This window comes from Mediterranea sp. ET5 (genome assembly GCF_023337025.1).
Taxonomy (GTDB): Bacteria; Bacteroidota; Bacteroidia; order Bacteroidales; family Bacteroidaceae; genus Phocaeicola_A.
Window position 1 is genome coordinate 336,812 of record NZ_JAMBLN010000001.1, and the last position, 17,423, is coordinate 354,234.

The window sequence follows — 17,423 nt, forward strand, 5'->3', positions numbered from 1 at the left end:
TATTACATTTAAAGCGTTAACGCTGTAGTCCCCCGCAGGAGGCTACAGCGCAACAAATGTAGACAAATCTTCCGAGAAGCTCAGCACGAATGTCCTGAAAATTGCCTCCCGTTTAAATATCGTTTTACTTTTTCTTCAACGTCACCAGGATGACACCGCTCCTGCCGGCAGCACCGTACTTCGCCTTGGAAGCCTCGTCCTTGAAGACCTCGACGCGCTCGATGGCATTCGGGTCCAGTGCATGCATCATTGCAGGAGTGATTTCCTTGCCGTCGCAGATGACCATCGGATTGTCGCCCGACGTCAGGTTGACATCCTGCTTCTGCCCGGTGTCCGTCCCCGACTGCTTGTTTTCTCCCGACGGAGCGGACTTCTTGTCGTTGCGGAACACGATGGGCACCGTATAGCGGACAGCCACCGGCTTACCGCCCTGTCTGCCGGGCACCCAACGAGGCATCAGGTTGATGACCCGCAGCCCTTCGTTATCCAGCAACTGACCTGCGGAACGCACGACCTTCGCATCGCTGACCGTTCCATCCTTCCCGACTATAAACTGGATGATGACACGTCCCTCCAGATTCTGTTTCACGGCTTCCTCCGGATACTTCAGGTTCTTACCGATGAAATTCATCAACTCCATGGTACCACCGGGGAACTGGGGCATCTGTTCCACCATGTCGAAGACCCCCTCCCCATGCTGCGTCGGTTTGACACTGTCAGCCGGAATTTCCGTCTGTTTTGCTTTCACGACTGCTGCCAAATCTGTAACTTTGGCGCTCGATAACTGCTCCAACGGAGCGGACACTTCGGGGCGTGCAAAAGCCGCCACCGCCACCGTGGCAAGCGGAAGCAGGCAAAGATACTTCACGCGTGCCCATTGACCGGACTTTTTCTTTTTCATCATAGTTATACGTTTTTGAAGTGAACTGTGATTAAAGCTGTTGGCTAGAGAGTAGCGTTTCGTGCCGACAGCTTTTTCTATTAACAGCAATTGATAACATCTGGCATCCAACCCCTTGCCCAAGACTCCTTCGTCCGCCTGGTACTCATGCACGTCGTGCAGTTCGCGCTCCAGCATCCATGCCGACGGGTTGAACCATTGCAGGGCCGTGCACAGTCCTGCCAGCATCAGGTCGGCCGTGTGACGACGGACGATGTGCTCCCGCTCGTGAGTCAGGATGTAATCGCCGTGTGCCGACAAGTCCTCCTCGCTGATGACCACACAGTTCCACCAGCTGAACGGAGCCAGGTTGCGTCGGTGTACCACCAGCCATACGCCATCCTCCAGCCGGGTCCGCCTGCCTGAACGGAGCAGACGCAGCAACTGGAACAGCCCGATTCCCCCACGCAGGAAGAAGATTGCCAGCCCTGCCAGATAGAGGGCAACCACTGCCGACTGCCAGCTAACGGGACTCCCGGACGCCACTTCCGCCGGAACAGCTTCCGCCGTCGCAACCAGGACAGACCCGACATCGATTCCTCCGGACGAAGGCAACCCCACCAGCCTCATCCACGCCCCACCCAAGGCAGGCAGCACGAACGAAGCCACACAAATCCCCAACAGCGTCGCACGGTTCATCCCGTGAAGCGTCTCACTCCTCAACCAGAGCCGGTAGCCGGCAAACAACAGTGCCAGGCAGACGGCGGACTTGACCACATAAACCAAAAGTGCTCCCATAAGCTTCAATTTTCAGGATGATTGGCAGGATTGGCATCGCGTCCGGGCTTCTCGACCTCGTCGATCAGCTGCTTCAGTTCGTCCACTGAAATCTTCTCTTCCTTGACCAGCGATGACACCACGCTCAGATAAGAATTATTGAAATATTTGCTGATGATACCCTTCAGCGTACGACGCTTGAAATCGTCGGCAGACACCACGGCATAATATTGATAGGTGTTCCCATAAGAGGTATGAGACAGGAAACCCTTCTCCTCCAGGCCGCGGACAATGGTAGACAACGTGTTGAAGTGAGGACGGGGTTCCTTGTAGAACTCCAGCAGTTGTCTGACGAACAGAGGCCCTTTCTCCCAGAAAAAGCCCATGATTTCTTCTTCTTTTGCAGTCAGTTTATTCATGGCATCTCTTGTTTTTTCGCAAATAACTGCATTTTTTAGTTACACAACTAATCTTTCTAGTTAATAAATACAAATACCCTGCATATTCCCCCTGAAAGAGCGGTCAACCCGTTCCGGACTTGTCGGTTTGAAGAGGCGGGAACAACGATGCCGTTTTCCGTCCGTGAACGTCCGACTCCGATTGACAAAATGTCAAACGAAGCGCCCGACAGGGGCTTTCCCTGCACCCAAATACGGCTTGATGGATTTTTTTGTATTCTCAGGCGATTCGCGAAATACAGTTTGTCGCCCGTTTCGTTGTTTTCGTTTCCTTTCGGATGGTTCTGCAGACGGGACCTGCCATCCTGCACCTTCGCATCGGCTTCTCCCCGTTCTTTTAATAGTTTCCGAAATGTTGACTGCCTCCTTCTTCCAGCGAACGAAACCCGGAATTTTTCACTTTCACTTTCCAAAGATTTGACTTCCGGGCACGAAACAATCGTGTTTGGCGGGTGAAACTATATTGTTTGAGGCGGCAAACTATATTGTTTGGCTCGCGAAACAATATTGTTCCGGGCACGTTTTGTCAGTATTCCGAAAATGAAATGTATAGTTTTCTAAAATCAAAAGCTTTTTTCGGCGTTTCGTTTGCATTCCTTTGCAATTCCGTTCCAGTTTGGCGGAATCCTGCAAAGTACGCGTCAGCTGAAAAGAAAGAAAACGGGGAATCTGTCAAGCAAAAGGACGGGAAAGCCATCTTTCTGTCACTTCCGTCCGTCCGATAAAAAAAAACCGGCAGGGAGGTGCCACGTCCGTCTGCCATAAAAAACGGAACCGGTACACCTTCCTGCCGGGAATTCATCCGGGGATGCCTCCCCTCACTCAGAAAGTATAGTCCACGCAGGCGCGTGCCTCCTTGTGAGGCGCCACGATGGAAGCTGCTGCCACATGAGCCGGATGGCGGGCATACGTACCCACATCTTCCAGCGTCTCCACGACGGCAGTCAGCACCACGTCCCATGTCTCCGCCGGATTTTCATTGATACCGACTTCGATGCTTTTCAACACGTCGATTTGTGCAGGGAGTGCTTCCAGTGCCGCCTTGAATCGGCGCGACACCTCCAGACGTTCCTCCGGAGTCCCTTTCAACTTGAATGCTACAATGTGTCTGATCATATCTGTCTTGTCATTTTGATGTAAGTTTCACATGTGTACTCTAGTTATTGCAGCCTATAACCGGGCGTAAGCTTCCTCCAGCTGCTGCAATGCCTGCTCCACAACGCTGCGGGGTGCCGCCACATTCAGGCGCATGAAACCGGTGCCCTCTTCGCCGAACATGCTTCCGTTGTTCAGCCCCAGCCGTGCCTCGTTGACAAAGAACGATTCCAGCTCTGCCTGCGTGGCAAAGCCCAGTTCGCGGCAATCCAGGAATATCAGGAAGGAGGCTTCCGGAAGCACCGCCTTGATCTTCGGCATGCGTTCCTTCAGACGCTCATCCACGAGACGGATGTTTGCCTGTGCATAGTCCAGCATCTGCGTCAGCCATTCCTCGCCTTCCGTATAGGCAGCCTCGGCTACAAGGTAGGAGAACACATTGCCCATCGCCAGGTCATTCTGGTCGATGTAACCATAGAAGCACTCACGCAGTTCCGGGTTGTAGACAATAGCCTGGGAGACGATGATGCCGGGCATGTTGAACACCTTCGAAGGTGCCATGAACGTGACTGTATGTTCCCGTGCCCACGGGGTGACGGTGGCAAACGGACGGTGGCGATGCGGGGCAAACACCATGTCGGCATGGATTTCATCACTGATGACGGTCACACCGCAAGCCTCACAAAGGCGGGAGACCTCCTCCAGCTCTTCCTGTGTCCAGACCACTCCGCCCGGGTTGTGCGGGTTACACAGGATGAAGAGCTTGCAACCCTCCAAAGCCCTGCGCAAGGCATCAAAATCCATGCAGAACCGTCCGTCGCGCAACACCAGGGGTGCACAGACCGGCACACGTCCCGTCCCTTCGATAACCTGACGGAAAGGATGGTACACCGGCGGTTGGATGGCAATCTTGTCTCCTTTCTCCGTCAGTGCACACACGGCGTGGTGTATGCCCGGCACGATGCCCGGGATGTAGTGCAGATCGTCTCTTTCCACTTTCATGCCGTAACGTTTGTCCACCCAACGGATGATTGCCTCATAATAGCTGTCTGCCGGGTGTGTGTAGCCGAGCACTTCGTGGTCCAGCCGACGCCGGATAGCCTCCAGGATAAAAGGCGGTGTGCGGAAATCCATGTCCGCTACCCACATGGGGATGAGGTCTTCCCTGCCCCACAATTCTTTCATGGCATCATATTTAATGGCATTGGTACCTCTGCGCTCAATGAGCTCATCAAAATTGTACTTCATATCTTCTTTTTGTCTTTGTGTGGTTAAATAGGGTACAAACATACGTAAAAGTTTCACGTTCTTGCAAGTCTGACTTTGAAAACCTTCCTGTTCTATACTGAATTTAACGAAGTTCACGTCCTCTTCCTGAGATTCTTCACAAAAAAATGCATCCGATATTTGTACTTTCCCCCAAAAGCACTACCTTTGCAACCGCAAATAAGGCTGGTTCCGTAGCTCAGCTGGATAGAGCAACGCCCTTCTAAGGCGTGGGTCCTGCGTTCGAATCGCAGCGGAATCACAGGGAAAGGAAGTCATTCACATCGAACGGCTTCCTTTTTTCATGCCCGGAAGCGATGGGTTGCGAGGCTCGGCATCCGGCTCTCTCCCACGATTTTTACACCTTTAGACATTGTATTTCTGATTTTTATTTCTTATGTTTGCGACAAACCAAAACCTTTAACCCCATGAGAACTATTGAACTCGGTTATTTTCTCGTTTTGATAAGCTTAATACTGCTTTTCTCTATCTTTTTCATTCAGAGCACCGACACTCTATTTAATTGTGGCCTCGCCTCCTTTATAGTCGGTTCTATAGGATGGCTTCTCGTCACCATAGATCCTCGCCACCTCAAAGAAGACTGGGAGATCAAAGAGATTGAGGAACGTTGGGCGGAGAAGAAACGTGCCAGGGAGCAGCGCCGCCTGCAGAAGCAAAACGGCAAAGCGAAGCACTAACCATGCAGAGCCAAAAGTTTTATAATGAATAATACCGCCTTTACAAACAATCGAATAGGAGGTCAGAACTTTCAGCTTTGACCGCATCTTCGTAACCGATTTAGGATGTAGACGCAGGCGGCATTTACCTTTCACCATATAGAAGGAATAGCCTAAATACTTTACCTTGCCTGCATATGACACCTCTGTCTTGTCCCGGTTCACTTTAAGGTGAAGCTTCGATTCGACATGCCTTGTGGCAGCTACGGTGAGGGCGGAAGCCAAAGCTGGTGTTGCTGAACTGCCGTTCATAGATAGGGCTCAGGATTTGGCTGACTGCTTGTTGGAGATTGCGCTTAACCTGCAGGTATGCACGGTTAAGGTTCTCTGGCGAGAGGATGAACTCCAATAGGTTTCCAAGTTCAAATTGCACTTCCTTGAGGTCGTTTTCAGTCATGTCCATGAAGGCCTGCACCCCCTCATAGCTTTCGCATTCCGTGCTATCCTTTTGAGGGTGGCTATCGATTGACATCGGTATTTTCTGCATTCTTTCCTTCATGGAGTGACATTCATTACTGCTCAATTGACTAATGGTTCAGCCCTTCCCCAAGACGAGTGGGTAAATCATCGGGTACTATGACCTCGGCTGACTTATCATGGCAAGCTTTACTCCGTGCTTCGGAAATTCATTCTCCGCACGTCCATGAGACCTCCCCAGTTAAGGACATCCTCTTTCCACCTTATACCCGCTTGATTTACTCAGGGCATTTCCGTATAGCTATCGGACTTTGGAATGTTCGTGCTGGGCGAACCAAAAAAGCGCGAAACCGGGTGGAATCGCGCTTACATAAGATTTTATTTGATACATCAAGCCACAGAAATGGAGCATAATTCTCGACCCACAGAACGTATGGTCTCAAATATAGCTTCCATTCGTTCTGCGGAAGGTTTCTTGGTGCCACTCACGTATTGGGCAAACAGACTTTGTGATATTCCCAATCTGCGAGCAATGGCGGAAGCATTAAGCTCCGGATGCGCCATAAACACCTCGTACAAAGGATTAGTTGGCTTTTTCATGAAGAACCCTTCAAAACTCAGGTCTTCATCAATCTCCTCCCAATGGATTCCATCATCGCTTAGTGTGAAATTGTTCCGTTGTTCTGGTGTGGCAAATGGTTGCCATTTTCTCTAAACATTCCATCAAAACAAGGGGGCAAATCCGCTCCCGCAAACAAAAAAATAGGAACTAAGTTTTTATGCTTAATTCCTATAATCTACTTATTATCAGCGGAAAGACAGGGATTCGAACCCTGGGAACAGTTGCCCGTTCACCGCATTTCGAGTGCGGCCCGATCGACCACTCCGGCATCTTTCCTTCGAAAGCGCTGCAAAGGTAAAGGTTCGTTGGCAGAGCTCCAAATATTCAGGGACTCTTTTTCATCTTTTTCAACTTTAAATTTACGTACGGACTACCTAAATGTTGCTATTTTATGTTCTACAGCATAAAATTAGGGCTGTTTGTGACGCGCATACGGAATTTACAGCTTATCTTTGCGGCTCAAAATTTTGGAGGAGGATACGTACCTCCGTTTATGCACTATTATTAATTCAACTTTCACAAGATTATCGGATTTATGGAATTGAACAGAAACTTCAAAGACGGACTCTGGACGCAAGAGATCAACGTGACTGATTTCGTAAGCAGAAACATTACCCCTTACGAAGGCGACGCATCCTTCCTGCAAGGCCCCACCGAACGAACCCGGAAAGTCTGGGAGTGCTGCCTCAAGGCACTCGAAGAGGAACGGAACAACGGGGGAGTACGCTCGCTCGATCCGAACACGGTGTCAACCATCACGTCACACAAGGCTGGATACATCGACCGGGAGAACGAACTCATCGTGGGACTGCAGACCGACGAACTGCTCCGGCGTGCCATCAAGCCTTTCGGCGGCATCAAGGTGGTCGAGAAGGCTTGCCGTGAAAATGGAGTGGAAGTAGACCCGAAGGTGAAAGACATCTTCACACACTATCGCAAGACACACAACGATGGCGTGTTCGACGTATATACGGAGGAGATTCGTTCCTTCCGCTCCCTGGGATTCCTCACCGGACTGCCCGACAACTATGCACGCGGACGGGTCATCGGCGACTACCGACGGCTGGCGCTCTACGGACTGGACAACCTGATTGCTGCCAAGCAGGAGGACCTGCGCGACCTCACCGGTCCCATGACCGAGGAACGTATCCGCCTGCGCGAAGAGGTTGCCGAACAAATCAAGGCGCTCAAGGACATGAAGGTCATGGGCGAATACTACGGACTGGACCTGAGCCGCCCTGCACACAACGCACAGGAAGCGGTGCAATGGGTCTACATGGCTTACCTGGCTGCCGTCAAGGAACAGGACGGAGCTGCCATGTCGCTGGGCAACACGTCCTCCTTCCTCGACATCTACATCGAGTATGACCTGGCGCACGGACTCATCGACGAGACCTTCGCACAGGAGCTCATCGACCAGTTCATCATCAAGCTGCGCATGGTGCGCCACCTGCGCATGCAGAGCTACAACGACATCTTCGCCGGAGACCCGACCTGGGTGACCGAAGCCATCGGCGGACGCTTCAACGACGGACGGACGAAGGTGACGAAGACTTCCTTCCGCTTCCTCCAGACGCTCTACAACCTCGGCCCGTCGCCTGAACCGAACATGACCGTGCTCTGGAGCCCGCAGCTGCCCGAGGGATTCAAGGACTTCTGCGCACAGGTGTCGGTCGACACCTCGTCCATCCAGTATGAGAACGACGAGCTGATGCGTGAAGTGCGTCACTCGGACGACTACGGCATCGCCTGCTGCGTGTCGTATCAGGACATCGGACGGCACATCCAGTTCTTCGGCGCACGATGCAACCTGGCGAAAGCCCTCCTGCTCGCCATCAACGGCGGACGTTGCGAGAACACCGGCACGCTGATGGTCAAGGACATTCCCGTGCTGACCGGCGACACGCTGAAGTTCGAGGAGGTCATGGCAAACTACAAGAAGGTGCTCAAGGAGATTGCACGCGTCTACAACGAGGCGATGAACATCATCCACTACATGCACGACAAATATTACTACGAGAAGGCACAGATGGCGTTCGTCGACACCAACCCGCGCATCAACCTGGCATACGGCGTGGCGGGCATGTCCATCGCCGTCGACTCGCTGTCAGCCATCAAGTATGCACGGGTGAAAGCCGTACGCAATGAAATCGGACTGACGGAGAGCTTCCAGATTGACGGCGAGTTCCCCTGCTTCGGCAACGACGACGACCGGGTGGACCACCTGGCTGTCGACCTGGTCTACTTCTTCGACGAGGAACTCAAGAAGCTGCCCGTCTACAAGAACGCACGCCCGACGCTCTCCATCCTCACCATCACCTCGAACGTGATGTATGGCAAGAAGACCGGTGCCACCCCCGACGGACGCGCCAAGGGTGTCGCCTTCGCTCCGGGTGCGAACCCCATGCACGGACGGGACAAGAACGGTGCGTTGGCATCGCTCAGCTCCGTGGCAAAACTCCGTTACCGGGATGCGCAGGACGGCGTCAGCAACACATTCTCCATCGTACCGAAATCGCTCGGACCGACGCGCGAGGAACGCATCGAGAACCTCGTGACGATGATTGACGGCTACTTCACCAAGGGCGCACACCACCTGAACGTGAACGTGCTCAACCGCGAGATGCTGGAGGACGCCATGGAGCATCCCGAGAAATACCCGCAACTCACCATCCGCGTGTCGGGCTATGCCGTGAACTTCATCAAGCTGAGCCGCGAACATCAGCTGGAGGTCATCTCACGCAGCTTCCACCAGCGCATGTAATCGGCTGAGAACAGAAATCCGGACACACATAACCGCACAGGCACGGAGGAGTTCGACGGCACAGTCGCCTCCGTGCCTCTGCTTTTTTCATACGCATGTATCAAATGGAAAACAACCAAACACAACCTGCACTCAACGTCCACTCCTACGAGAGCATGGGCACCTACGACGGACCGGGACTCCGCCTGGTCGTCTTCCTGCAGGGATGCAACTTCAAGTGCCTCTACTGCGCCAACCCGGACACCATCGACAGCCACGGGGGCAAACCGACGGAAGCGGAAGAAATCGTCCGCATGGCTGTCAGCCAGAAGGCGTTCTTCGGTCGGCGGGGAGGCATCACCTTCTCCGGCGGGGAACCGACGTTCCAGGCGAAGGCACTGATTCCGCTCTGCCGACGGCTGAAGGAGGAGGGCATACACATCTGTCTCGACAGCAACGGCGGACTGTGGAACGACGCCGTGGAGGAACTCCTCAGCCTGGTGGACCTCGTGCTGCTCGACGTGAAGGAGTTTGACAACAGCCGGCACCGGAACCTCACGGGACGCGGCAACGAGCAGACCCTGCGCACCGCCGCATGGCTCGAAGAGCACGCCAAGCCCTTCTGGTTGCGCTATGTGCTCGTGCCGGGCTACAGCGACGCGGAGGGGGACATCCGACAGCTGGGAGAGCACTTCCGCGACTACCGGATGCTGCAAAAGGTGGAAATCCTCCCCTACCACACCCTGGGCGTGCACAAGTATGAGGCCCTGGGACAGGAATACCGGCTGAAGGGCGTCCGTGAAAACACAACGGAACAGCTCGAACGGGCGGAAAGGCTCTTCAGGGAATACTTCGACTGCGTGCAGGTGAACTGACACCGCCCACCCCTTTACAATATCTCCCTCGCAATCCAGGCACACGCCTCGGCGTCGGCAAGGGCATGATGGTGCTGCGTCAGGTCGAAACCGCAACGGGCGGCGACCGTCTGCAACTGGTGGTTGGGCAGACTCTTGCCGAACACGCGGCGGGAGGCACGGCAGGTGCAGTGGAACGTGTAGCCGGGATATGTCATGCCGTAGTGGCGGAATGCCGCACGCAGGCAGCCCTCGTCAAACGGACTGTTGTGCGCCACGAGCGGAAGTCCCTCGATGTGGGGCGCAAGCTCCGCCCAGACGGCTGGAAACGCAGGCGCCCCGGCGGTGTCCGCCCAACGGATGCCGTGGACGCGGATGTTCCAGTACTCGTAGGTGTCCGGGTAGGGACGGATGAGGCGGTAGAGCTTCTCGGTGACGATGCCGCCGCGCACCACCACGATGCCCACACTGCAGACGCTCGTCGGCTCGCGGTTTGCCGTCTCGAAGTCGATGGCTGCAAAGTCCTTCATCGCGCGCCTCCTTCCCCATCGGCATAGTGTGCCAGCATCGCCTGTACCTTCTCGCGCATCGCCGCGCGCAGCCAGTCGGGAGACAGGACTTCCACCTCGTCGCCGTGGGAGAGCAGCTCCTGCACGAAGTCATACGTCGGGCGCAGCAGGTAGCTGAACACTGCATAGCCTTCGCCCCGCTCCACCTCGACCTGTGTGTCGTGCAACGGGAGGGCACGCAGATACTTGCACTTCGTGCCGTACACCTTCAGGCGCACCGACTCCACATCATACTCCTCGTCGACGATGATGCCGAAGCTGAAACGGAAGAACTCCTCCGGGTCGAACGACTTCGGGTAGTCAAACGCGCGGCCCGTCGCCTCCAGGTCGTGAATGCGGTCGAGCGAGTAAATCATCACCTTGTCATAGTAGGGACTGCGTGCCACCAGGTACCACCGCTGGCGGAACACCTTCACGCAGTAAGGCTCCACCTCGAACGTGTTCGCCTCGTCGCGTCCGAAGCTCTGATACGTCAGCTCCACCGTCACGCCGTCGCGCATCGCCTCGATGAGCGGCGTCAGGAAGTGCTGTCCCGACGGAATCTGCTCGAAGAGGATGCGCCGCTTCAGGTGGTGGCTCTCGTTGATGAGATTGTTCACCGCAAAGGTGTTGAGCAGCCACGAACGCACGCCGCCCCGCTCCATGTCCTCCGCATGCTCGATGAAATAGTAGTATCCCCCACTCTTGCTGCACCCGATGTTGATGTCGAAGATTTCCTCGATTGCCTTGCGGTGGTTGTGGAAGGTGCGCAGGGGGATTTCCTCTCCCCCACTCATCTCGGTACGCACCCACCGTGCATTGATTTCCTCAAAAGTAATCCGGCGCGCCCGATAAATCGTGTCCACGAGCCAGATGTAACGGTTAAACAAGTCTTTTGCCATATCGTTTTTGTTTAATTGTCCATTGTAAATTGTCAATTGTCAATTGACGCCGAACCCGATTTTCCGTCGGCGGTCGGGAGCGGCAATCAGCTCGCTGTCGCAGTACTGCTTCAGCGTGTCGAGTGAAACGTGCTCCTTGCCGCTCAGGATTTTCTCGACCGTGTGCTTGCGGGCGATGTTCTCGATTTGTCCGCCCGTGAAGTCGTAGCACGCAGCCAGCTCGCCCGCCTCGTCCGCCGTCAGATCGGGCAACAACGTCCGCCAGATGGCCTTCTTGGCACGGAGCGACGGACGGGCGAACTCCACCTTGTAGAGGAAGCGACGCTCGAACGCCTTGTCGAGGTTCTGCGTCAGGTTCGTCGTGGCGATGAGGATGCCGTCGAGCGACTCCATCTCCTGGAGGATGATGTTCTGGATGGTGTTCTCCATCTTGTCGACGGCACGCTCGGCTCCCTCCTGACGCTTGCCGATGAGGGCGTCCGCCTCGTTGAAGAGCAGGATGGGCGTGACCTCGGAGTCCCGGACCAGGGCGCGGTAACGGTCGAAGAGCGCCTTGACGTTCTTCTCGCTCTCACCCACCCAGCAGCTCTTCATCTCGGCGAAGTTCACCGCCATGATGTCGCGCCCCGTGAGGCGTGCCAGCTGATAGACGGTCTCGGTCTTGCCCGTGCCCGGCGCCCCGTAGAAGAGGCAGGCGAAACCCTGCCGCATCCCGTCGGCTGCCAGCCGTTGGCGTATCTCGTCGTAGCGCTCGCGGCTCAGCAGCGACGTCAGCTGGGCTATCTGACGCTCCTCCTGCTCGCCGTAGTAGAGCCGCCTGGGAACGATGTCGGTGCAGCGCAGCAGGTCTTTACCGGACGCCGCCTGCTGGCTGGAGATGCCCACCTCGCCCAGCAGTTCGTTGAGGGCGCCGGCGGTGAGCTTGAAGTTGCTGCGGTCGGCGAAACCGTCGTTGTTGACATACTCCACCAGCTTGCGCCTTATCAGGTCGTTGTGTCCACGTTCCATCGAACGCTCCTGCATGCGGAAGATGGACTTGCCGCCGTACAGACTCTCGTAGTCGCGCGAACAGATGATGTCGTCGTTGCGGTTGACCAGCTCGTGGCAGAAGAGGAGCAGCAGCACCCAGTCCCACTCCCGGAGTCCGTAGGAGTCCATCCGACGGACGAAGCGCAGCTGCGGGTTGGCGTCGAACAGGCGGTGCACCTCCTCGACGAATGCCTCGTAGGTCAGCTCGTTGTCCGAACGTTGTTCGAAGAGGTCGTCCAGCTCGTCGAACAAGGCGTCGCACGTCAGGTTGCCCAGCGGCTTCGGCTCGTAGCAACGGTTCTCCTTGAGCGCCTCGACGACGTACATCGGGACACGGTAGGACTTCTCGCGCCGTTCGCGGCAGCAGACCACCAGCTTGCGTCGCTCCAGCTCATCGACGTCGCTCATGTAGCGGATGATGCGCACGGTGCGGCAACGGAAGTGGCGGGCGAAGTCGCCCAAGTGGATGTTGTTATCGTCGCTGTTGTCGACAAAGATAGCAAAGAGTACCGCCTGAATGGGTGTCAGGTGCATCTTTTTACCGACGTAACGGATGTAACGCGCCGCGTCGGTGAAGAACTGTTCTTTCAGGCCGGAGCCTTCCGAGAGTTCCACAATCTGTTCGATGGCGTTCAGGAGGTTCAGCCTCTTGGGTTCCGCGATTACCGGTTTCTGTTCCGGGGTGTCTTGTCTTTTGATGCTTGGTCTCATCTTCGTAACGTTTTTTGTTTCTTTTCTCTGAATCACGATGCAAAGATGAGGCACATCTATGCCAAATCGTGGCAATGGATGAAAGAAAATGAGATAAAATGAAAAGAAAAGCATCCCGCGTCGTCCGGCAACACCTTCTTTTTGTCTGTCGGAAGTCCGGATACGACGTTTCTTCCGTCCCGCAAAACATTTTGAGCCTGGATACGACGTTTCTTTAACCTTTCAAAATGTTTTGGTCCTAGATACGACATTTCCTTAACCTTTTGAAATGTTTTGGTCCTGGATACGATATTTCCTTAACCTTTCGAAATATTTCCTTCCTAGATACGACGTATCCTTAACCTTTCGAAACATTTTGGTCCCGGATACGACATTTCCTGCTTCACGCAAAACATTTTGAGCCTGGATACGACGTTTCCTGCCTTCCGCAAAACCGTTTGAAGCCGGATACGGCCTTTCCAGGCTTCCGCAAAACAGTGTGCCCCCGGAAACGGCGTTTCCAGGTCCTCGCAGCAGGGCTGGAAGGCTGAGGAACGCGATTCCGGGGGCGCGCAGGCGACTTCCGTTGAAAAAAAACGACTGACTGCCTCAACGCCCGGGGAAGAAGCCGGGGAAGGCGTGCAGGAACTCGCTGTAGTGCTGCATCATCGCGTCGTACATCCCCTCGTGGGTGTCGCCGCGGTAACTGGGGTGCCAACTGTTGACGACCAGCTTGCGGACGGACGGGGAGTACCACATCCAGTCGCTCATCCGGCACAGGTCGGGCAGGTAGTGCGCCTGCACGAAATCCTTTATCAGGTCACTGCCGCCGCAGCACAGCAGGATGTCGGCGTCGTAGAGGCGTATCTGACGCTCCAGCAGGTCGGCGTAGCGGGTGAGGAAGGCTTGCAGGGCGCTGTTCGTCAGCTGACTGCCGCCGGGCTGCTTCTTGCAGTTGACGCGTGCGACGGGTGCCTCGTCGTAAAACGGACGGAAGGTGTCCGGGCGGTCGGCTTCGTCAAACGGACGGGTGTTGCCGTGGCGGTCCACCGTCAGCAGTCCGTAGACCCAGCGCATGAGGTTCTTGTAGAAGGGCGCGGAGACGGTCGCGTCGGCGGGTCCGGAGAAGTTTCGCCTGCCGGTCTCGCAACGGATGTCCCATGCCTCGGTGTCATTGAGGTCCTTCGTCAGGATGAGCACCCGACGGGGAGCCTGTTCCCAGCGTCGGCATTCGTCACCCGGACGCCGGGTCCAATATCCGTCGGCATAAGAGAAAAGCCCCCGATAGAGCAGTCCGTCGGGGGCAATCTCTTCGCCGTCGCCGCACTGACGGGAACGTGTCTTCCATTCCTCGAACAGGCGGTCTTCAAGCGCAGTGTAGTTCATCGGAGGTCAGTCCAATTTTCTGAATTCAAAATCGTTCACAGAGCAGCCCGCCTTCTTGTAGTCGAAGTTATAGAGCCGCATATAGGCTTCCTGCACTTCCTTCGCTCCGTTGTTGAAGGGCGACGAGGTGTGGGTCTGCGTGGTGACGGTCACCACCATTTCGGGGGTGAGCACGGTCCCGTTGACGCGCTTGATGCGCTTGGGGATTACTTGAAATACTCTTGACATGATGTTTTATTGTTTTATAAGGTTTATACATGGGGTTCTGTCTGCGCGTGGGCGCGTCCGTCAGCTGAACAAGCTGCTGATGAAGTTGAAGATCCAGGCGGTCGCCGCAATGGCAATGGATATCAACCAATAGATGAGGATGCAGCACACGACGATGCCCACTCCCATCCAGAAGGCTTTCCGATTGACCTCACGGATAATCTCGCGGTCGTCCTCCACGAAGCCGACAATCAAGCGGCAGTTCTGCAGGTAGGCGCGGTTGAAGAAATCGAGGATGTTGCCGACCCAGAACGGTATCAGACCGATTGCCATGTCGCGCAGGACGTTGAAGATGACCGCCAGCGTCAGGGGCAGCGAACGTACCTTGACGGCAGCCACGTAGATGAACGGGAAGACCAGCAACGACGAGAGGGCATCGCCCAAGCCGGGAATCAATCCAATCAGCGGGTCGAGGAAGTACTTGTCCATCCAACGGGCGATGGTCTGTGTCATCTGATAGGAGGTCGACAGCTCGATGTCCATCCGCCGTTCCTCCTTGCGCCGGATGCGCTCCTGTTCTGCCTGCATGGCGCGTGCATCCTGCGCCTGTTCTTTCTCGTCGACGAGTCCCAGTTCCTGCTGGGCCTGCCGGCGGCGGTTGCTTTGCATTTCGCTCATAGCTCTATGGTTTTAGTTCCTTTCAAGAATTGTTCCCAGTCGTCGTCGGTGAACTTCAGGTCTCCCCCGGCGAGCGACAGCAGTGCCGCCTTCAGCTCGTCGGGGCTTTGGGCGGTGTTGATGCGCCGCAGGCTCTCGCGCAGCACGGCGCTGCGGTCGTCGATGTTGGCAAGGCGTGCGCGGAACTCCGTCTGCAGGCATTCCAGTTCGCGGTCATACTCGCGGTGGGCGAGTGCGCTCGATGCCTTCATTGCCTGCAGGCGTCCCCACTCCTCGAGCAGGGAGACGGTGTTGCGGACGGCTTCGTTGCCGGCGTCGGTCAGTTGCACGAGGTCCTCGTCCGTGGGGCGTGCTTCCTCGGCACCGTCTTCACTGACGAGCTGACGCATGGTGTCCGTCCCCAGGTTGACCTGTTCGCGGACGGTGTCGGCAAAGAGGCGGATGCCCTGCTGGAGGTCGGGCGGCAGCGCGGTGTCCTGCTCGCGGACGGTGACGGTGCGCGTGAGCTTCTCATCCAGCCTGCTGTTGGCGATGGAGCGTGCCAGGCGCAGCAGCCGGACGATGTCCTCGAGGTGGGCGAGCATCTTCACGCGCAGCTCCGGCGTGACACGGATGGTGTCCATCAGCCGGCGGTTCAGCGTGTGGAGCTGGCGGCGTACCTCCTCGAGCTGACGGCTGTTCTCCCGGTGTTCCGCCTGCTGGCGGTTCAGTTCGTCGCCGTCGACCTTGACGTCGAGCTGCAGCTCCTCGAAGCGGGAGACGACAGGGCTGCAAGCCTGGTTCCACTCATAGAGGCTGCGGTTGTAGCTGCGCGATGCCCCTCCAAGGGTGAACAGGTTGGCGAGGAAGAAGGGTTTCTGCGGCTTGCTTGCCTTCGCCTGGTTGTATTGCGGACGCAGACTGTCGAGCAGCGCACGGCACTCCCCGAGGTGGGAGGTATAGTAACTGATGTTCAGTTCGGCGTCGCTGACGTCCTTCTCCAGCGCTTTGCACTCTGCCAGCAGGGCGTCGCGGCTGTCCTTCAGCTTCCGGACGTCGGCGTCGGCATAGAGTGCGTCGGTCAGCTGCTGCCATTCGCGTGAGAGCACCTGACGGCTGAACCGGCTGAAGGCTTCCGCCTGGGGGATATACAGTTCGTCGAGCGTCCGGTGGATGACCCACAGACGGCTGAGGTCTCCCTTGACGAGTGTGACGTCGCGCTTGACGCTGTTCTTCAGTGTGAGCAGTTCCTGCTGGAGGGCGGCAGTCTTCTGTGCGGCGTCGGTGTAGTGCGACACCATGTTGAGGGCAGCCAGCACGAGTCCAGCCTGCTTGCTGCCTCCGCTGCGGTAGGATGCGCCCGCGCGCCGCACGGACTCCTGGAAGCTGTCGGAGATGTCGCTCATGAGGAGTGCACAGCGTTCGGTCACCTTGTCGTAGTCGAGCTGCACGCGTTGCAGCATGTCGCGCAGGTCGAGCCACTGGACGGAGTCGAAGTCGAAGAGTTCGGGGGCTACCGTCTTGACGGAGTCGCCGAAGGTGTCGGTCAGCGTGAGGGCGTACTCGCGGTAGATGTCGCAGATGTAGGTGCGGAGCCGCACGAAGTCCGCCATGAGGGTCTTGATGTGCTGTTTGGCATCGTCATATCCGGCGACCATCTGCGTGTATCCGTTGAACACGGCGGTGGCTTCGTTGCGCACCTTGACCACGCCCTGTGTTCCCACCACGGTGTTGAGGAGGCTTCCTCCGCCGGCAATCTGCACGTTCATGGCTTGGGTGACGCGCTGTTCGAGTGCGCGCAGGGCATCGTTTCCTCCGTCGAGCTGCTTGTGCAGGTAGGGGAAGAGTGCGTCGTCCTGTGTCTCGACCAGGTGTTCCACTCCATACTCGTCGACCAGCCCCCGTTTCCCGTCGTTATCGTAGAAGGCTTGTCGGATGGCCTTGTCATCGCGGAAGTGCCTGTATGCTTCCCAGACGAGCATGCCGACTTCGAACCCGTCTTTGGAGATGCCCATTTCCTGGAGGTCGAAGGCGAGGTCCGCCCGTGTATAGGTTCCTCCGTTCTGCTCCAGCCGATGGGCGATGTCGCGAATCTTCTGATAAATCTTTTGTTTGTCCATGGGGTATGGGTTAAATGCTACTGTTTATGGGTTAA

At 56.2% G+C, this 17,423-nt stretch carries 15 protein-coding genes, 2 tRNA genes and 1 pseudogene; 4 read left to right on the forward strand and 14 right to left on the reverse strand.

Annotation, left to right across the window (positions count from 1 at the left end):
* Positions 1-124: 124 nt before the first annotated feature.
* From M3087_RS01330 to M3087_RS01345, 4 genes are all read right to left on the reverse strand, one after another.
* On the reverse strand, positions 125-1,678 hold the full coding sequence (locus tag M3087_RS01330) for a M56 family metallopeptidase (RefSeq protein WP_249093177.1): 1,554 nt from the start codon (positions 1,676-1,678) through the stop codon (positions 125-127).
* A 5-nt stretch (positions 1,679-1,683) separates the two neighbouring features.
* Complete coding sequence (locus tag M3087_RS01335) at positions 1,684-2,076, reverse strand: BlaI/MecI/CopY family transcriptional regulator (RefSeq protein ID WP_106625365.1); 393 nt, start codon at positions 2,074-2,076, stop codon at positions 1,684-1,686.
* Positions 2,077-2,937: 861 nt separating this feature from the next.
* Positions 2,938-3,231, reverse strand: coding sequence for a Dabb family protein (locus tag M3087_RS01340; protein ID WP_022385577.1), 294 nt, complete (start codon positions 3,229-3,231; stop codon positions 2,938-2,940).
* A gap of 54 nt (positions 3,232-3,285) precedes the next feature.
* The gene (locus M3087_RS01345; RefSeq protein ID WP_249093180.1) at positions 3,286-4,458 is read right to left on the reverse strand and encodes a MalY/PatB family protein; all 1,173 of its coding nucleotides are present in this window, start codon (positions 4,456-4,458) and stop codon (positions 3,286-3,288) included.
* Between the two features lie 206 nt (positions 4,459-4,664).
* On the opposite strand from M3087_RS01345, the gene M3087_RS01350 reads away from it, so the two are divergent.
* Positions 4,665-4,738, forward strand: a tRNA-Arg gene (locus tag M3087_RS01350).
* Between the two features lie 166 nt (positions 4,739-4,904).
* Complete coding sequence (locus tag M3087_RS01355) at positions 4,905-5,174, forward strand: hypothetical protein (RefSeq protein ID WP_249093182.1); 270 nt, start codon at positions 4,905-4,907, stop codon at positions 5,172-5,174.
* Positions 5,175-5,379: 205 nt separating this feature from the next.
* Here M3087_RS01355 and M3087_RS01360 read toward each other — a convergent pair whose 3' ends face one another.
* The 3 genes and pseudogenes from M3087_RS01360 to M3087_RS01370 all read right to left on the reverse strand — a co-directional run bounded on the left by M3087_RS01360 (position 5,380) and on the right by M3087_RS01370 (position 6,528).
* Positions 5,380-5,712 carry a hypothetical protein gene (locus tag M3087_RS01360; RefSeq protein WP_249093186.1) on the reverse strand — a complete coding sequence of 111 codons (333 nt, stop codon included), beginning with the start codon at positions 5,710-5,712 and terminating at the stop codon, positions 5,380-5,382.
* A 308-nt stretch (positions 5,713-6,020) separates the two neighbouring features.
* Positions 6,021-6,314, reverse strand: a pseudogene (locus M3087_RS01365) (DUF2442 domain-containing protein); the annotation flags it as partial.
* A gap of 127 nt (positions 6,315-6,441) precedes the next feature.
* Positions 6,442-6,528, reverse strand: a tRNA-Ser gene (locus tag M3087_RS01370).
* Between the two features lie 259 nt (positions 6,529-6,787).
* Between M3087_RS01370 and pflB the strand changes: the two genes are divergently transcribed.
* On the forward strand, positions 6,788-9,016 hold the full coding sequence (pflB, locus tag M3087_RS01375; RefSeq protein ID WP_106625367.1) for a formate C-acetyltransferase: 2,229 nt from the start codon (positions 6,788-6,790) through the stop codon (positions 9,014-9,016).
* Between the two features lie 104 nt (positions 9,017-9,120).
* The gene (gene pflA, locus M3087_RS01380) at positions 9,121-9,870 is read left to right on the forward strand and encodes a pyruvate formate-lyase-activating protein (protein WP_249093187.1); all 750 of its coding nucleotides are present in this window, start codon (positions 9,121-9,123) and stop codon (positions 9,868-9,870) included.
* Between the two features lie 14 nt (positions 9,871-9,884).
* Here pflA and M3087_RS01385 read toward each other — a convergent pair whose 3' ends face one another.
* The 7 genes from M3087_RS01385 to M3087_RS01415 all read right to left on the reverse strand — a co-directional run bounded on the left by M3087_RS01385 (position 9,885) and on the right by M3087_RS01415 (position 17,388).
* Positions 9,885-10,379, reverse strand: coding sequence for a 3'-5' exonuclease (locus M3087_RS01385; protein WP_249093191.1), 495 nt, complete (start codon positions 10,377-10,379; stop codon positions 9,885-9,887).
* On the reverse strand, positions 10,376-11,299 hold the full coding sequence (locus tag M3087_RS01390) for a helix-turn-helix transcriptional regulator (protein WP_249093192.1): 924 nt from the start codon (positions 11,297-11,299) through the stop codon (positions 10,376-10,378). Before M3087_RS01390 ends, M3087_RS01385 begins: the two co-directional genes overlap by 4 nt.
* Before the next feature lie 39 nt (positions 11,300-11,338).
* Entirely contained in the window at positions 11,339-13,039 is a 1,701-nt protein-coding gene (locus tag M3087_RS01395; protein WP_249093195.1) for an ATP-binding protein, read from the reverse strand.
* A gap of 588 nt (positions 13,040-13,627) precedes the next feature.
* Positions 13,628-14,404 carry a hypothetical protein gene (locus M3087_RS01400; protein WP_249093197.1) on the reverse strand — a complete coding sequence of 259 codons (777 nt, stop codon included), beginning with the start codon at positions 14,402-14,404 and terminating at the stop codon, positions 13,628-13,630.
* A 6-nt stretch (positions 14,405-14,410) separates the two neighbouring features.
* The gene (locus tag M3087_RS01405; RefSeq protein WP_022385951.1) at positions 14,411-14,632 is read right to left on the reverse strand and encodes a DUF6140 family protein; all 222 of its coding nucleotides are present in this window, start codon (positions 14,630-14,632) and stop codon (positions 14,411-14,413) included.
* A gap of 60 nt (positions 14,633-14,692) precedes the next feature.
* On the reverse strand, positions 14,693-15,289 hold the full coding sequence (locus M3087_RS01410; protein ID WP_249093199.1) for a DUF4112 domain-containing protein: 597 nt from the start codon (positions 15,287-15,289) through the stop codon (positions 14,693-14,695).
* Positions 15,286-17,388 carry a hypothetical protein gene (locus M3087_RS01415; protein WP_249093201.1) on the reverse strand — a complete coding sequence of 701 codons (2,103 nt, stop codon included), beginning with the start codon at positions 17,386-17,388 and terminating at the stop codon, positions 15,286-15,288. The genes M3087_RS01410 and M3087_RS01415 overlap by 4 nt, the downstream gene beginning before the upstream one ends.
* Positions 17,389-17,423: the final 35 nt, after the last annotated feature.

Excerpts from the sequence above, each read along its gene's own strand:
- M3087_RS01330 (WP_249093177.1), bottom strand. The coding sequence starts at position 1,678 with ATGGGAGCACTTTTGGTTTATGTGGTCAAGTCCGCCGTCTGCCTGGCA.
- M3087_RS01335 (WP_106625365.1), bottom strand. The coding sequence starts at position 2,076 with ATGAATAAACTGACTGCAAAAGAAGAAGAAATCATGGGCTTTTTCTGG.
- M3087_RS01340 (WP_022385577.1), bottom strand. The coding sequence starts at position 3,231 with ATGATCAGACACATTGTAGCATTCAAGTTGAAAGGGACTCCGGAGGAA.
- M3087_RS01345 (WP_249093180.1), bottom strand. The coding sequence starts at position 4,458 with ATGAAGTACAATTTTGATGAGCTCATTGAGCGCAGAGGTACCAATGCC.
- M3087_RS01355 (WP_249093182.1), top strand. The coding sequence starts at position 4,905 with ATGAGAACTATTGAACTCGGTTATTTTCTCGTTTTGATAAGCTTAATA.
- M3087_RS01360 (WP_249093186.1), bottom strand. The coding sequence starts at position 5,712 with ATGAAGGAAAGAATGCAGAAAATACCGATGTCAATCGATAGCCACCCT.
- pflB (WP_106625367.1), top strand. The coding sequence starts at position 6,788 with ATGGAATTGAACAGAAACTTCAAAGACGGACTCTGGACGCAAGAGATC.
- pflA (WP_249093187.1), top strand. The coding sequence starts at position 9,121 with ATGGAAAACAACCAAACACAACCTGCACTCAACGTCCACTCCTACGAG.
- M3087_RS01385 (WP_249093191.1), bottom strand. The coding sequence starts at position 10,379 with ATGAAGGACTTTGCAGCCATCGACTTCGAGACGGCAAACCGCGAGCCG.
- M3087_RS01390 (WP_249093192.1), bottom strand. The coding sequence starts at position 11,299 with ATGGCAAAAGACTTGTTTAACCGTTACATCTGGCTCGTGGACACGATT.
- M3087_RS01395 (WP_249093195.1), bottom strand. The coding sequence starts at position 13,039 with ATGAGACCAAGCATCAAAAGACAAGACACCCCGGAACAGAAACCGGTA.
- M3087_RS01400 (WP_249093197.1), bottom strand. The coding sequence starts at position 14,404 with ATGAACTACACTGCGCTTGAAGACCGCCTGTTCGAGGAATGGAAGACA.
- M3087_RS01405 (WP_022385951.1), bottom strand. The coding sequence starts at position 14,632 with ATGTCAAGAGTATTTCAAGTAATCCCCAAGCGCATCAAGCGCGTCAAC.
- M3087_RS01410 (WP_249093199.1), bottom strand. The coding sequence starts at position 15,289 with ATGAGCGAAATGCAAAGCAACCGCCGCCGGCAGGCCCAGCAGGAACTG.
- M3087_RS01415 (WP_249093201.1), bottom strand. The coding sequence starts at position 17,388 with ATGGACAAACAAAAGATTTATCAGAAGATTCGCGACATCGCCCATCGG.